The sequence below is a fragment of the Halorussus aquaticus genome, assembly GCF_024218795.1.
GTDB lineage: Archaea > Halobacteriota > Halobacteria > Halobacteriales > Haladaptataceae > Halorussus > Halorussus aquaticus.
This window is the reverse complement of the sequence record NZ_CP100400.1, coordinates 236,198-251,270: the sequence shown is the minus strand read 5'-3', so window position 1 is coordinate 251,270 and position 15,073 is coordinate 236,198. Positions and strand designations below refer to the sequence as shown.

Below are 15,073 nucleotides of genomic sequence, written 5' to 3'. Positions count from 1 at the left end.
AAGTATTTTCTATAGTGAAAATAACTAGCCGATAGTCCGACGCGGTTCGCTCGTTTCGCGGCGAGCAGGTACGGGCCGACGAGCGACGCGAGGTTCGGTACCGAGCGTTCGCCGCTCGAAACCCGGACTCGTCACTTCTGGAATTTCCGGAAACGAGCCTTCTGCTTTAAGTCCCGTCGGCCTGATACCGGAACTAATGATAACCGATGCTCGCGTTCTCCGAACAGGCTTCGTCCCCCGAGAGGTCGAGCATCGAGACGCCGAAGTCACCCACCTCACCGAAATCCTCGCCCCGCTCACCGACGGCGACCCCGCCGATACCACCCTCCTGCTCGGCCCCTCGGGCGTCGGAAAGACGTGTCTCGCCAAGTACACCGCCGAACAACTCCGTCAGGAGGTCCTCGACGTGGAGTACCAGTACGTCAACTGCTGGCAGAACTTCTCGGAGTTCCGCACCCTCTACCGCATCCTCGAAGGACTCGGCAAGACCGTGGACATCCACCGCCAGTCCACGCCCCGCGACGAACTCTACGAGCGTCTCCGCCAGTACGACGGGCCGCCGTGCGTCGTCATCCTCGACGAGGCCGACCAACTCGAAGACAAGAGCCTGCTGTATCACCTCCACGAACTCCCGCAGTTCTCGATGCTGCTGGTCGCCAACCGCGAGCGAGAACTGTTCGGAAACGCCGACGAGCGCCTCACCAGTCGGCTGACGGGGTGCGAGCGCGTGCGCTTCGACCGCTACGACTCGGACGAACTCGTCTCCATCATGGACGCCCGCGTCAAGTCCGGACTCGAAGAGGGCGCTATCGACCGCGACCAACTCGCGACCATCGCCGACGCCGCCGGAGGCGACGCGCGGGTCGCGCTCAGTATCCTCCGAACCGCCGCGAGACAGGCCCACCAGAGCTACGAGTCGAGGATTACGGACGACATCGTGGCGGCGTCGATTCCGGAAGCGCGCGCGGAGCGCCACGAGAAGGACGTTGACACGCTGACGCCCCACCAGCGCACGCTCTACGAGATCATCGAAGAGCGCGACGCCGTCTCGCCGAGCGAGTTGTACGAGGAGTACCGCGACCGGATGGACGACCCCAAGACCGACCGCACGGTCCGCAACTACCTCTCGAAGATGGACCAGTACGACGTGATACGGGCCGAGGGGACGAGTCGAGACCGGACGTATCGGTCGGTCTCGGAGACGTTCGAGAACGTCGAGTAATCGAGGGAATCGCCGGAGAGTACCCACCCGTTCGTCGGCGCGATTTCGGGCGCGCCTCCTCACTCGACGCACGCGACGCCGGTAATCTCGAATCGCGCGCCGCCGTCGGCGCTCTCGGTGACGCGGACGTTCCAGCCGTGGGCCTCCGCAATCTGTTCGACGATGGCGAGACCGAACCCGGTGTTCTCCTTCGCGGTGGAGTACCCCCGCCGGAACACGTCGTCGTACTCGCTCTCGGGGATTCCTGACCCGTCGTCGGCCACGAAGAACCCGTCCTCTAATCCGCCGACCGTCACCCGCACGTCCGTCGAACAATGTTCGACGGCGCCATCGTCCCGTGGACGATTGCTCGTGGAGCCATGCTCCACGGCGTTCCGGAACAGGTTCTCCAGCAACTGCCCGAGGCGACTGCGGTCGGCCCGAACCGTCCGCGTCGCGTCGGTGACGAGCGTCGCCCCGTCCGTCGGGACGGTTCCCCAACAGGTGTCGGCTATCTCCCGGAGCGCGACCGGTTCCGTCTCGACGACCGAGTCTCCCTCGCGGGCGAGCATCAGCAGGTCGTCTATCAGCGTCTGCATCCGGTCGTGAGCGTCCGCCACCTCGTCGAGGTGGTCGCTGTCACACTCCGACCGGGCCAAGTCCAGTTGTCCGTTGGCCACGTTGAGCGGGTTGCGGAGGTCGTGGCTGACGACGCTGGCGAACTCGTCGAGTCGCTCGTGTTGGCGGGCCAGTTCCCGGCGGCCGTCGGCGCGAGTCAGCGCCGCCTCCACGTTCGTCGCGAGTATCCGGGCCAGCGAGACGTCCGTCTCGTCGAACGCGCCGACCGCGGTCGAACCGATGTTCATCACGCCGTGGTCGCCCAGCGGCAGGATGATTTCGCTGCGGATGGGCGTCTCGGGATTGTGCCGTCCCGGCTGTGAGGCGACGTCCTCGAACACCTCGCCCTCCCGAGATTGGAACACCTCCCACGAGAGGCTCTCGCCCGACTCGAAGACGGGCGGTTCGCCCACGAGGTCGCGGGCCTCGTCCGTCAGCGCTATCGGTTCGAGGGTGTCGTCGGTCTCGTCGTGGAGCCAGACCGCGTTGTTGGGCATGCCGAGTATCTCGCGGACGGTTTCGACCGCAGTCTCCGCGATGGCCTCGTGGGTGTCGGCCTGTATGAGGTCGCTCGTCGCGTCGTGGAGACGGTTGAGGTCTCGCTCGTGTTCCTTGCGCTCGGTGACGTCGATGTGGACGCCTACCATCCGTTGGGGGTCGTCGCTCTCGTCGTAGACGACGTATCCGCGCGTCCGGAGGAAGCCGTAGGTGCCGTCCTTCTTCCGGAAGCGGTACGTCTCGTCGTACGAAATCTCGGGATTCTCTACGGCCCGTTCGACCGCCGCGAAAACGCGGTCGCGGTCGTCGGGGTGGACTCGGTCGCGCCACCAGTCGGCGTCGGTCTCGATATCGGACGCGTCGTATCCGAACTGCGCGAGGTACTGCTCGTTGCGGGTGACCTCGTCCGTCCTCGGGTTCCAGTCGAAGAACGCGTCGGTCGAGGCTCGTACCACCAACTCGTGCTTCTGCTGTAACCCCTCGCAGTCGGACGTCTCGCGGATGGTACAGATGAGTTCCCCCCGGTCGGTCGTCGTGAGCGTGTGGTTCGCGACGAACGTACTGCCGTCGGCGCGCCGCCCGGTCGTCGTTCCCTGCCACGAACCCGTCTCCGTAATCGCCGGGAGAATCTCCTCACGAACTTGCGAGACGTCCTCGTCGCGGTATATCAACTCCCAGTGTTCGCCGACCAGTTCCTCGCACTCGTACCCGAACAGTCCCGCGTAGGCCTCGTTGACGTACAGGAAGTGCCCTCCCTCGTCGAGGATTCCGATTCCCTCCCGAGCGGTTTCGATGGCGTCGAGTTGGCGCTGGCGCTCCCACTCGGCGCGGGTCCGCTCGACGGCGTTCTGGATGCGATTGGCCAGCACCGTGTACTGGTCGGTTCCCCGCTCTTTCTGGAGGTAGTCGGTCACGCCCGCCGAGATAGCGTCGCTGGCGACTTCCTCGCTCCCCTTGCCGGTGAACAGGATGAACGGCAGGTCGGGGTGGTCCGCGCGGACGGCTTCGAGGAATTCCAGACCGTTCTTCCCCGGCATGTCGTAATCCGACACGATGCAATCGAACTCCCGTTCGGCGAGTCGTGCCACGCCCGCACCCGCGTTGCTCGCCGTCTCGACGGTGAACCGGTCGTCCTCGCGTTCGAGAAACTCGGCGGCCGTGTCCGCGAAGGCAGGTTCGTCGTCGACGTGGAGAACGCGGATCCTCCCTCCAGGTATCCGGCTCATTCGGTTTCTACACCGTGAGAGACGATCAGCAACCATAATTATGGTGGTAGGATTATCAGCAGTGAAAACGAAACGTCGGGGCGAACCCCCGCTCTCGGCCATCGCCGGTTCGCTCCTCCCCGCTGGCAGGAGTTCACAGAGCCGTATCTGGAAACGTTCGGAAGTAGCCGCGATTCCGCGTCTGACCGCTCACAGCGGTCGCCGATGGACGAACGATTCCGGTCCGGAACTTCCGGAAGACGCGCGCCGACGCTTATCGGGATACCCGAAGTAGTCGTGTGTATGCCAGCAAACCGACGGAGTGGTGGGAGACCAGAACCCGAACTGCCCGAGTTAGCGTCCGGGGTCCGACTCCTCGACGTGGCGGACGAAGAACGAGCGACCGGACCGCTGCACTCGCTCGTCCTCGACCACCTGCTGACGAACGGCGGAACCGCGGTGTGGGTGGACGCGGGCGGCCACGCGGTCTCGCAGTCGCTCGCCTCGCTCGCACCGAGTCCCCGGACCCTCGACCGGATTCGGGTCGCCCGCGGGTTCACCGCCCATCAGCACTACGACCTCGTCCGCGAACTTCCCGAACAGGTGGACGACGACACGTCGCTGGTCGTCTGTCCGGCGTTCGACCGGTTCTACCGCGGGACCGAGACGTACGCCGACGAAGGCGAGGACCTGTTACTCCGAGCGCTGGCGACGGTCGCGGGCGTCGCCGACCGCCACGACGTGCCGGTCCTCGTGACTCGCTCGACGCGCGACTCGTTCTCGGAACCGCTCGCCGCGGCCGCCGACGAGACGATTCGGTGCGAGCAGACGGAGTTCGGTCCGCGCTTCGTCGCCGACGAGTTCGAGACCCTCGTCTACCCGACGGGGAACGGCGCGGTGCAGACGACGCTCGCGTTCTGGAAACGAGTCCTGCAGGCCCGCGTGTCGGCCGCGGGGGCCGCCGAAACCCCGACGCCGGAGGTGACTGTCGATGGGGCGTACTAACCCGACGTTCCGCGACGTGCTTCGGTCGCTGGAGGACAGTTGGGCCGACTACCGGCGGGCGCTCCGGCGTCCCGACCGAGACCGGTTCGACCGACTCTGGGAGGACGCCCACGAACACGCCGACGCGGGCGGCTATCTGAACCACCAGAACCCGATGGTCGTGGTCCTGTTCTCGATGCTCCTCGCCCAGCAACAGCGCATCGAGGACCTCGAAGCGGAACTCGAAGGCGGTCGGCCCGCGGCGACGAGCGGCGACTCGGACGACTCCGACGACCGGCCCGCGACGTAGCGCCGCCCGATGCCCTACAAAATCGACTTCGTCGACGGTGCGGTCGTGGAGTGGTCGCTGACCGACGACGGCGCGACGAGCGAGCGGGTATCGGAGTACACGCCCACGTTCTACGTCGGCGTCGGCGAGGGCGACGACGAGTCGCTCGAAGACGCTCGGCGGACGCTGGAACAGTTCCCGACCGTCGCTCGGACGCGGTTCGAGGAGTGGCGACCGGGGTTCCGCCGCGAGGCCGAGCGAACGCTCCGCGTGGACTGCGCGAGTATCGAGGCGGTGACTCGCCTCGCGCGGTGGGTCCACGAGTGGGGCGACCCCGGCGAGTTCCGGTGTTTCAACGTGGACTTCTCGCGCGAGTTCCGGTACTGCCTCGAACGCGGTCGCTCGCCGACGCCCGCGAGGACTCCGACGACGCTCTCCGTCGAGGGCCGGGCGCACGAGTTCGGCGACGGGGAGGTCCCGCCGCTGACGGTCGGCGGCGAGCGGGTCGGGCGGTCGCCGGACGCGGCGCTCCCGCGCGTCGAGGAGATACTCGACCGCGAGGACCCGGACGTGCTGGTCGCGGACTCGGGGCGACTGCTGGCCGAGTTACGCGACCTCGCGGACCGACTGGGCTACGACCTCCGCCTCGGTCGGCGGCCCGGTTTCCAGCGACTCGCCCGGGAATCGACGTACACCAGTTACGGACGCGTCGGCCACTCGCCCGCCCGGTACAACGTGCCCGGCCGCGTCGTAATCGACCGCTCGAACACGTTCTTCTACGACGAGACGAACGTCGCCGGGTGCATCGACCTCGTCGAACGGTCGGGGAAACCCTTACAGGAACTGTCGTGGGCGTCCATCGGGAACGTCCTCACCGCGATACAGATACGCGAGGCCCTGTCTCGCGACGTGCTGGTGCCTTGGAAGGCGTGGCGGTCCGAGCGGTTCAAGACGACGCGCCAACTCCACGACGCCGACCGCGGCGGGTTCACCTTCGCGCCGGACGCGGGCGTTCACGAGGCGGTCCACGAACTCGACTTCTCGTCGCTCTACCCCAACATCATCTGCGAGTACAACGTCTCGCCCGAGACGGTTCGGTGCGACTGTCACGCCGACCGCGAGGACGTTCCCGGACTGGGCTACAGCATCTGCGACGAGCGCGGCTACCTGCCGGACGTCCTCCGACCGCTGGTGGACGACCGCGACGACATCAAGGCTCAGATGCGGGAGGCCGACGACCCCGAGCGCCGGACCGAGTTGGAGGGCCGGTCCGCGGCCATCAAGTGGATTCTCGTCTCGTGTTTCGGCTATCAGGGCTTCTCGAACGCGAAGTTCGGCCGCATCGAGTGCCACGAGGCCATCAACGCGTTCGCCCGGGAGATTCTGCTCGATGCGAAGGAGGCGCTGGAAGACGGCGGGTGGCGCGTCGTCCACGGCATCGTGGACAGCATCTGGGTGACGCCGCGCGAGGGCGTCGAACGGGAGTCGCTGGACGCGCTCGCCGAGGAGATTACCGCGGACACGGGGATTCGACTCGAACACGAGGCCGAGTACGACTGGGTGGCGTTCGTCCCTCGGCGAGACTCGGAGGTGGGCGCGCTGACGAAGTACTTCGGGTCGCTCGCCGGGGCGGACGAGTACAAGTATCGCGGCGTCGAGTGCCGCCAGCGGAGTACCCCGCCGTTCGTCGCCGACGTGCAGGAGACGCTCGTCGAGACCTTCGACGAGTATCGGTCCCCGGAGGCCGTCTGCGACCGTTTGGGACGGGCGCTGAAACGGTTACGGGCCGGTAGCGTGGACCCCGAGGAGTTGGTCGTCGAGCAGCGGGCCTCGAAGCGCGCCGACGAGTACGCCCGCTCGACGCGCACCGTCGCCGCCGCGGAACGCGCCGGTGAGACCGGCCGGGACCTCTCGCCCGGGCAGAAAATCGGCTACGTCGTCGCCGACGACTCGAAGCGGTCGCGCGACCGCGTCCGGTTGGTGAGCGAGGCCACCACGTACGACGCGGAGTTCTACGCCGACGCGTTGCTTCGGGCGGCCGAGAGCGTCCTCTCGCCGGTCGGATGGCGGCGCGACGATATCGCGCGGTACCTCGCCGACCGGACAGACGCGAGTCTCGCGGCCTACTCGGGGTCGTGACGGACCGTTTCGGGACTCCCGCGTCCCGAGTCGGACTCGTCTTCGACGTTCGGACGAACCGAGTTCGGCGGTCTCAGTTAGCGTTCCCACCAGTCGCTCTGGCGCTGGCCCCGACCGCCGTCGACGAACGGTTCTGGCAACTCGCCCTCGCCGAGACCCATCGCGTCCGACAGCCAGTAGCCGACGTGCCAGCCGACCGCGTCCACGTCGAGACCGCGCAACTTGATTCCGTAGTCCGAGAAGTACTCGGGCGCGTCGTCCGTGTCCGTATCGTACACCCACGGCAGTCCGCAGGACCCCTCGCGCATGCGCTCGCCCGCACAGTCGAACGGGTCGTCCGGGAAGCCAATCCGGACGTCCGCCGCCGACCGATTCGACGTCAGCACGAACGACACGTTGCTCGGGACCGCGCCCTCGGCACCCGACTCGTAGTAGTCGAGCGCGTGCTGAATCTGCTCGCGGGCGTCCTCGCGGTCGTGGCCCGGAAGCGTGGACACGTCCACGTGGACCGAGAGCGTGCTGTTGCGCCACGGGACCGTCCGGTCGGCGACGTCGGGTTGGGACAGGTACGTGTGTCGGGCTATCGCCTTCATCGTCGGCATCGGCTCTTCGCCGTGGTCGAGGCCGACGACGTGGCCGAACTCGTGTCGGAGAATCTGCCTCGTCGATTCGTTCGAGTAGCCAGCGACGATATCGACCCGGACGGGGTCGTCGGGCGTCTCCCACGAGTCGAGTTTCGGCGCACACCCGACCGTGGAGTCCGTCCCGCCGTCGCCGCACTCGGTAATCCGAGCGACGAGTCTGACGGTGACGTCCGCGTCGTACGCGTTCGACGCGCGGACGAACGTGACGTCGTACTCCGCGTACTCGCTCCCGTTACCGTTCCAGTACGCCAGCGTCCGGTTCACGAGCGGTTCGACGTTCCGGGACTGGTTGACGGTGTTCCACACCGCGACCGTCACCTTCCGCTTTCCCCACGGGTTCTCGACGCCCTCCGCTTCGGCGGTCGTCGTCGCGCCCGCGGTCGTCGCCGGTGCGGTCGGAGTCGCCGCCGTCTCGGTCGTCGTTGTATCGACCGGGGAAACAGTCGTCTCGCCCGTCGTGGGAGTCGGCGTCGTCTCCTGAAGCGCGCCGCTGCACCCGGCCAGAAGCACGAGACCGACCACGGCGACCACCCGCATATCGAACACGATTACGAGACGCTCGGGAGAGCGGACACATGAAAATGGCGGTCGGACGGAACGGACGCGCGCGGACACCTCGGCCCGTCGTCAACACCAAGAGCGAAGCGATAGACCGAGCGGCCGGGTTCTACATCACGATGGCCGGGGTCAGCGTGGCCGTCCCGAAAGTCGCGTTCGTCGAGTCGACGGCTACTGCCGAGCGGCGGGGGAACGTCACGTCCGAGGAGAGTGCCGAGATGCTGGCTACGGGAGAGTCGCCTGTCGAGGCGGAGTTGTCGTGGTCGGTGGGCGAGTAATCTAAGCCTCAATCGCGGGCGAGGAGATAGCCGACGAGAGCGCCGAGAATGATCGTCCCACCGTACGTCGGAATTAGGCCTATCGCGCCGAGTAAGAGTGGAGTCAAGAGAAACAGTAGGAGATCAGAGAGCAATCGAACGACTGGGGATGCTTCCGGTAGCGGCTCGAACAGATTCTCGCCAGTTACGACGAGGGCGATCTCGATTAGATAAAACGGAACGGGGAGCGCGAGTAAGCCGACGAGTGCTCCAGTCACGGTTCCACGGACCGACGACCGTTCCCCACCGAGAAGCTCCCACAGAAGCCACGCGAGAAGCGACCCGCCGAGGAAACCTCCGACGACGAGCAGCCAGAGGGAGCCGGTCGGCAGAGTAAACCCCCGCCCGGCGAGCCAACCCCGGATAGGCGCAGCCAGAACGAACAGTAGTCCAAATCCGCCACCTGTAACACCGAATGTCAACACGGGGTTCCGACGGACTTTCTTCACTAACGTCTGAGCCATAATAATCGAAAGATGAACGGAGCGGATAACTCTTGTCTCCCTACGCGTCCTCGGGTAGGTCCGAAGCTGTCTCTGTCGATGACGAAGGCGCAGAACTCGCAGATAGTGGTGTCAGAGCCGGACGCACGGCTCGCGCTAACCAGCTCGATTTCGTGAAAAAGCGGCGACGAGTGCCGCTAGCCTTTAATTTGGTATGGGACCGCCGAGATTCGAACTCAGGTCCAACCGACCCCATCGGCTGAGGATACCGCTACCCCACGGTCCCGTAGTGCACTCCGTGTGCATTTCCACAAAAGCCCGTCCCTGAGTTAAGCGCTTCGTTTCACGTCGAGCGATTTCGCTCCGAACAGGGTCCTCGATGCGCCCCCACCGACGCCCCTCTCGGGGCCAGCACTTCGACCCGTCACGCCAGACTGCCACTCCGAACCGTCAGTTCGTCTCGCACCCGTTCGGCCCGTCCTCGCTGGACTCGCGCGGGACCACGAGGTCGCCGTCGTCGCGGACCGCCATGCTCGCCAGCGCGTCGTTCTCGTAGACCGCGACGCCGTGCATCCGGCCGAGGACGTAGCCGTCGTGGTCGGCCTCGACCGCGGTCTTCCGGTCGCCGTGGGGCGTGCAGACGTCGGCGACGACGTCGCCCTCAGCCACCACGTCGCCCGCTTCGACGCGGTGACGCGCGATACCGGGCGCGTCGGTGTGAGGGTGGACCGCGCGCTTGACCGGGTACTCGACGGGTGCCTCGGGACCGACCGCGGACGGGTCGCCCGGGAGGACGCCGAGTTCGCGCATGACGTTCCGGACGCCCGCGACGCCCGCCTCGCGGGTGTCCTCCTCGACGACGGCGTGGCCGCCGAGTTCCGCGGTGAACGCCGGGATTCCGGCGTTGTTCAGCGCCGCGCCCGCGGTCGAGCGCTGGAGGTTCTGCTCAGTGTACTCCTCGGCGGCGTACTCGTTGACCACGGTCATTCCGAAGGCGTCCACGAGCGATTCGAGGTCGTCGGCGAGTTCGCGGGCCTCGTCCTCGGTCCGCTTCTCACCGTAGAGAACCCTGTCGCGAATGAGGAACGGCATCGACCCGACGTGGGCGGTGTGGAGGTCCACGAGGGCGTCCGCGGAGTCGGTGAACGCCTCGTAGACGCGCTCGTCCACGAGTTGTTGGACGCTCGGCGGGCGACTGCTCTCGGCGTCGGGGTCCGGGAAGTAGCGGTTGGGGTCCTCGTCGTCGTAGTAGGAGGTGCGGGTGTTGCGACGCAGGCCCGCGGGGTTGAGAGTCGGGACGCAGACCACGGTGCCCCGGATTTCGCCGGGCAGGTCGTCGGTCATCACGTCCTGCGCGACCGCGAGGCCCGTCACCTCGTTGCCGTGGATGGCGGCCGTAATCCAGAGCGTCGGGCCGTCCTCCTCGCCCTCCGCGACGAGGACGGGGAGTCGTTCGGGGGTGCCGGTCGGGAGGTCGGTCACGTCGAGCCACCCCGTGACGAGTTCGCCGGGGTCGGATTCGGCGGTGCCGAGTTGCATGTCGGGACGGTCACAGAGCGAGGGCAAAAAGATGGGTTTGGCGGCAGGAGAGAACCGGGGAGAGCGGACGCCGGTTCGGTACTCCGACCCGGCGCGTGCGGGCGCGTCGCCGCGGGCGACGCGCCCACCGCGCGAGAATCGAAACCCGGAGTCCCGACTACACCAGTACGCGTTCCAGTTCCACGACGACGCCTTCCTCGGCGTCCGCGTCGCCGACCATCGTCCCGAGACAGACCGCGGCCTCGTCCGGGGTGTAGCAGGCGACCAACTGCCCCTCGTCCGCCGGGTCCGCCGCGATGACCCCCGGCGCGTACACCTGCGCGCCCTGCGCTATCTGCTCGGCCGCGCTCGGCGCGACGGTGACCGCCGGGATGTGGGTCAGCGCGCGCTCGGCCGGACTGACGACCTCCCGGAGCCAGTCGTCTTCTCCGTCCTCGCGCCAGCGCGCCAGCGCGTCCGTGAGGTCCTCCATCGTCACCAGCGTCGAGTCGTCGAAGGGGTCGGTCCCGGTCCGGCGGAGGTGGCCCATGTGCGCGCCCGTCCCGAGCGCGAGACCGAGGTCGTGACAGAGCTTCCGGATGTAGGTCCCGCTCTCGCACCGAATGCGGAGGAGCGCCTGACGGTCTTTCACTTCCAACAGGTCCAAGTCGTAGATTTCCCGCACGCGGAGCTTGCGAGCCACCGCGCTCTTTCGCGGGGGCTTCTGGTAGAGCGGCCCCTCGAACTCCGAGACGATGGCCTCGACGTCGGCCGGTGGCTCGTCGTGGAGTTCCAGCACCGCGACGTACTCCTTCGCGCCCTCCAGAAACACCTGCGAGAGGCGGGTCGCCGCGCCGGTCAGCACCGGCAGACAGCCCGTGACCTTCGGGTCGAGCGTCCCGGCGTGGGCGGCTTGGTCTACCCTCGCTCGGTCGCGGACCCACGCCGCGACCTGATGGGCCGAGGGACCGGGCGGTTTGTCGAGGTTCACGACGCCGAAGGCGAGCAGTTCGTCGGGAGGTCGTTCGTCTGGAGGTCCGCGGAGCATGGCGTCAGAAGTCGTAGGTTGCGTCGACGGGATACTTCCCCTCGTCGGTGGCCGGGTCGTAGTCGCCCACGGCGGTCACGAGCATCTCCAGCACCGAGTCGGCGTTCCACCGCGCGGTGTTCACCGAGAGGTCGTAGATGGTGAGGTCGGTGATGTCGATGTCGTAGTACTCCCGATAGCGGTCGGCCTCGCTCCCCTGCCGCGCGGCGGTCTCCTCGCGGGTCTCCGCGACGGACTTGTCCTCGCGCTCGGCGATGCGCTCGGCCCGCACGTCCAGCGGCGCGTCGAGCCAGATGCGGAAGTCGGCGTGCTCGCCCGCCAACCAGCCCGCGAGTCGGGACTCCAGCACCACGTCCTCGCGCTCGGCCGCGATGGACCGGAGGCGTCGGTCGAGGTCGCGGTCTATCTGGTCGTCCTCCTCGGCGAGCTTGTTGAACTCCAGCGTGGTGTAGCCGCGTTCGTCCGCGAGTTCCCGGAAGATGTCGCCGCCGCTGACGTGGTCGAGGTCGAGCGCGTCCGCCAGTTTGGAGGCAGTCGTACTCTTCCCGCTGCCCGGCGGTCCGGAGACTGTAATTAGCATATCTCATCTCCGAGTGGAGGTATGAAAGAGGTTTTGAACTCGTCGCGTTCCCCGAATTCGCCGTCCCGCGACTGACGCCGCCGACGTGTCGGCCGCGCTTCGAGCGAGAGAGTGATGCGACTGGTCGATACAGTGTGGGACGAGCGGCGAGCGAAATGCTACTTCGGACCGGAAAATTCCGCGGAAGAAGGCCGCGCCGTCGAGCGACTCAGAAACGGAACGCGGGAGCAGTCGTCTACGTCGGCGTCGTCTGGATGTTCAGCGACTTCCGGATGAGCTGAGTGAAGCTCATCGAACAGAGGAAGTACCAGACGATCCAGAGCTGCATCGGGCCGAGTATCTTCGAGGTCCACCGCGCCTCGCCGATGAGCGGCGCGACGATGGTCCACTCGCCCGTGCTGACGTGGCCGTCCAGCACCATCCAGTAGATCCACAGGAACACCGGGATGGTGAAGAACATCGTCCAGACCATCGGGCGGAACTGCTCTTTGAACATGCCGAGCTGGTCGCCCATGGCGTCCATCTGCTCGTCGCGAATCTGTTCGAGCGCCTCGTCGTCGCCGCGCTCCTTGGCCTCCTTGCGCTTCTCTTGGATGGCCTTCATGCGCTCCTGATACTGGCTCATCTTGTCCATGTCCATCAGGTTCGCCTGCAACAGGGTGGTGAACAGCCCCGTCAGTAGCGCCACCGTCAGCACGACGAGGTAGAACGGTACCACCGCGTCGATGGGGCCGAGAACGACATCGACCGTCCCGCCGACGACGTTCCGGACCGACGTCTGCGAGTAGCCGAGGAACAGACCACCGGCCCCGACTGCCGCGAGTTTGTCCCACTTCGTCCACGACGACTCGTCGGCGTCCACGTCCGCAACGTCGGTGTCCACGTCGGTCGTCGTGACGGTGGTCGTCGGTTCGTCGTCGAGCGCCGCCTCGACCGCGTCGGGGTCCGAGAGTCGGAACTCGTCGCCCACGCTTTCGAGGACGTCCTTCTCGATGAGGCGACCCCACTGACCGCTCGTGAGTTCGTCGTTCACGTCGGCCCACGCGATTCGATCGGAGCCGGCGTCGGTGCGGTCGTAGACGACCGCTAAGGCGTCGGCCATCCCCGAATCGTCGGCGATGAGCGACTCTATCTTGTCCGCGGTCCGTGCCATTGTGACAGATTTGGAATCCCCCGGTTAATCAACTTTCGCTCTGTACCCGACTCGGACCGCCGACTCGCTGTCGGCCGAGAATCTTTCGCCGGTCGATGGCCAGTGGAATTATACGTCGGCTGTCAGACGTTGGCGTATGAACCGTCGGAACCTCCTGTCTCTCGTCGGTATGGCCGCTCTACCGTCTCTCGCAGGCTGTCAGGCGTTCGGCGGCGCGCTACGTCAAAGTCCTGTACAGTTCGAGGACGTTACGGTGTCGGGTCCGAACAACGTCGTGGTCGGCGAACGATTCTCGCTGTCGGTGTCGGTGACGAACGCGGGCGGACAGTCGGGCGAGTTCGCGGACGCGCTGACCGTCGGCGGCGACGCCGACGTTCCCGAGACGCGAATCCGAATCGCGGACGTGGCGTCGTCGGAGGCCAGAACGGTCGAGACCGGTCCGTTCTCGCTCGGGCACGCCGGAGATTACCGATTCGAACTCGCCGAAACTGGGGCGTCTCACGTCGTCTCGGTTTCGGGCCGGTCGCTGCGCGGCGGCGAGCAGTTCGCCCTCGACGACGGTCCCGCAGTCGGCCTCATGGGATTATCGCCGCACTCGGGCCTGTTCTACGATACTGCGAACGGTCGGGTCGTCCTCGCACCGGACCCCGACTCGGTGCTCGTGACCGTCGAAGCATCGGTGGAGAACCGAGGGAACAGTCAGGTTCGTGTCGCACCCGAGGACTTCTCGGTCGCGGAGGGCGAGGTACTCGCGGCACTCCCCCGGAACGAAGGCGATCTCACGGGTCTCGACGGCATCGACGGCGACCCGTTCGCCCGGGAGACGATAGAACCCGACGAGGCGCAAACGGGATGGCTCCTCGCGGAGGTTCCCCGCGAGCGAGCGACCGCGGGACCGGAGTTCGCGTGGAACCGAACGCGAACCGAGTCGGAAACCCGAAACGAGACGGTCTCGCCCGCGGGCGAGGACGCCGACGAGAGCGAGACGACCGTCGGGGGCGAAACGAACGCCGACAGCACGACCGCGGACGGCACGAGCGCGGACGGCGACTCGATTCCAGAGGCGCGGTGGCGGTTCGACCCCGTCGAACTCCCGCGATTCGAGGTCACTGAATTGCAGATGCTTGGCGAGGTGGAGTTCGGCGAGTCGGTCACCGTGACCGTGGCCGTCGAGAACACGGGGTCGGTCGCGGGGACGTACCGCGGCGGTCTCGAACACCGATACGCCGACGCGACCGACTGGCACCCGAGCGAGACGCTCGAACTGGACCTGTCCCCCGGATCGAGCGCGACGCGGACGACCGAAATCGAACCGCCGGAACCGGGCACGGCCCGGTATCGTCTCCGGCCGGGGTCGGCCGCGGCGAGCGTGGACGTTCACCCGGCGACGCGCACGCTGGCGGAGTCGTTCACGACGCCGGAGGGAGCGAGGCTCCGCGCAGAACTCGGAAACGACCACTTCGACGGACTGCTCGCCTCGTACATCTACGACGCGGGCGGGAACGAGACGTACCGCGCACCGCCGGGCAAGACGTTCGCGTTCGTCTCCGTGACGGCCGAGAACACCGCGACCGAGTCGGTCGAGTTCCCGGACGCGACCGCGTTCTCAGTCGCCGTCGACGGCGAGTCCTACTCGGTATTCCACCAGTCGTCCGACGACGGCGACGGACTCGCCTCGCCCGTCGACGGGCGATTCTACGCCCCCGAATCCGAGTCCGAACCGGGAGCGACCCACACCGGATGGCTGGTGTTTCAGGTCCCCGACGACGCGTCCACGGACGAACTCTCCGTGCGATGTTCGTCCGACGGCGACGCCTTCGTGTCGTGGTCGGCCTGACCGACTTCGGAGAGAGACCCGGGGTTCGGAGGAGATTCGAC

13 protein-coding genes and 1 tRNA gene are annotated in these 15,073 nt (G+C 66.8%); 6 read left to right on the top strand and 8 right to left on the bottom strand.

The features are described from left to right. The first annotated feature begins 196 nt into the window (after nucleotides 1–196). Complete coding sequence (locus NGM06_RS01265; RefSeq protein ID WP_254268568.1) at nucleotides 197–1,222, top strand: Cdc6/Cdc18 family protein; 1,026 nt, start codon at nucleotides 197–199, stop codon at nucleotides 1,220–1,222. Nucleotides 1,223–1,281: 59 nt separating this feature from the next. Here the strand turns inward: NGM06_RS01265 and NGM06_RS01260 are convergent, their stop codons facing one another. After that, on the bottom strand, nucleotides 1,282–3,543 hold the full coding sequence (locus NGM06_RS01260; protein WP_254268567.1) for a hybrid sensor histidine kinase/response regulator: 2,262 nt from the start codon (nucleotides 3,541–3,543) through the stop codon (nucleotides 1,282–1,284). Between the two features lie 282 nt (nucleotides 3,544–3,825). On the opposite strand from NGM06_RS01260, the gene NGM06_RS01255 reads away from it, so the two are divergent. The 3 genes from NGM06_RS01255 to NGM06_RS01245 are packed head-to-tail and all read left to right on the top strand — an operon-like array spanning nucleotide 3,826 to nucleotide 6,934. Continuing rightward, nucleotides 3,826–4,527 (top strand): P-loop NTPase family protein, encoded by a 702-nt coding sequence (locus NGM06_RS01255; protein ID WP_254268566.1) that lies wholly within the window; start codon nucleotides 3,826–3,828, stop codon nucleotides 4,525–4,527. Continuing rightward, nucleotides 4,514–4,816, top strand: a complete 303-nt coding sequence (locus NGM06_RS01250) for a DUF8156 family protein (protein WP_254268565.1) — start codon at nucleotides 4,514–4,516, stop codon at nucleotides 4,814–4,816. The genes NGM06_RS01255 and NGM06_RS01250 overlap by 14 nt, the downstream gene beginning before the upstream one ends. 9 nt (nucleotides 4,817–4,825) lie before the next feature. Continuing rightward, complete coding sequence (locus NGM06_RS01245) at nucleotides 4,826–6,934, top strand: type B DNA-directed DNA polymerase (protein ID WP_254268564.1); 2,109 nt, start codon at nucleotides 4,826–4,828, stop codon at nucleotides 6,932–6,934. Between the two features lie 77 nt (nucleotides 6,935–7,011). Here the strand turns inward: NGM06_RS01245 and NGM06_RS01240 are convergent, their stop codons facing one another. Continuing rightward, on the bottom strand, nucleotides 7,012–8,124 hold the full coding sequence (locus NGM06_RS01240; protein ID WP_254268563.1) for a zinc metalloprotease: 1,113 nt from the start codon (nucleotides 8,122–8,124) through the stop codon (nucleotides 7,012–7,014). A 29-nt stretch (nucleotides 8,125–8,153) separates the two neighbouring features. Here NGM06_RS01240 and NGM06_RS01235 point away from each other — a divergent pair, with 29 nt between their 5' ends. After that, a complete protein-coding gene (locus NGM06_RS01235; RefSeq protein WP_254268562.1) occupies nucleotides 8,154–8,414 on the top strand; it encodes a hypothetical protein in 261 nt (86 codons plus the stop codon). A gap of 8 nt (nucleotides 8,415–8,422) precedes the next feature. Here NGM06_RS01235 and NGM06_RS01230 read toward each other — a convergent pair whose 3' ends face one another. The 6 genes from NGM06_RS01230 to NGM06_RS01205 all read right to left on the bottom strand — a co-directional run bounded on the left by NGM06_RS01230 (nucleotide 8,423) and on the right by NGM06_RS01205 (nucleotide 13,195). Continuing rightward, nucleotides 8,423–8,917: a hypothetical protein gene (locus NGM06_RS01230; protein WP_254268561.1), complete on the bottom strand. Its 495-nt coding sequence runs from the start codon at nucleotides 8,915–8,917 to the stop codon at nucleotides 8,423–8,425. A 194-nt stretch (nucleotides 8,918–9,111) separates the two neighbouring features. After that, a tRNA-Pro gene (locus tag NGM06_RS01225) sits at nucleotides 9,112–9,182 on the bottom strand. Between the two features lie 164 nt (nucleotides 9,183–9,346). Further along, on the bottom strand, nucleotides 9,347–10,435 hold the full coding sequence (locus tag NGM06_RS01220; RefSeq protein ID WP_254268560.1) for a succinylglutamate desuccinylase/aspartoacylase family protein: 1,089 nt from the start codon (nucleotides 10,433–10,435) through the stop codon (nucleotides 9,347–9,349). 157 nt (nucleotides 10,436–10,592) lie between these two features. Further along, complete coding sequence (locus NGM06_RS01215; protein ID WP_254268559.1) at nucleotides 10,593–11,462, bottom strand: RNA-guided pseudouridylation complex pseudouridine synthase subunit Cbf5; 870 nt, start codon at nucleotides 11,460–11,462, stop codon at nucleotides 10,593–10,595. Between the two features lie 4 nt (nucleotides 11,463–11,466). Further along, complete coding sequence (gene cmk, locus NGM06_RS01210; RefSeq protein WP_254268558.1) at nucleotides 11,467–12,042, bottom strand: (d)CMP kinase; 576 nt, start codon at nucleotides 12,040–12,042, stop codon at nucleotides 11,467–11,469. 235 nt (nucleotides 12,043–12,277) lie between these two features. Continuing rightward, on the bottom strand, nucleotides 12,278–13,195 hold the full coding sequence (locus tag NGM06_RS01205) for a DUF106 domain-containing protein (protein ID WP_254268557.1): 918 nt from the start codon (nucleotides 13,193–13,195) through the stop codon (nucleotides 12,278–12,280). A 253-nt stretch (nucleotides 13,196–13,448) separates the two neighbouring features. Here NGM06_RS01205 and NGM06_RS01200 point away from each other — a divergent pair, with 253 nt between their 5' ends. Continuing rightward, the gene (locus tag NGM06_RS01200; RefSeq protein ID WP_254268556.1) at nucleotides 13,449–15,032 is read left to right on the top strand and encodes a DUF4352 domain-containing protein; all 1,584 of its coding nucleotides are present in this window, start codon (nucleotides 13,449–13,451) and stop codon (nucleotides 15,030–15,032) included. The last annotated feature ends 41 nt before the right edge of the window (nucleotides 15,033–15,073 follow it).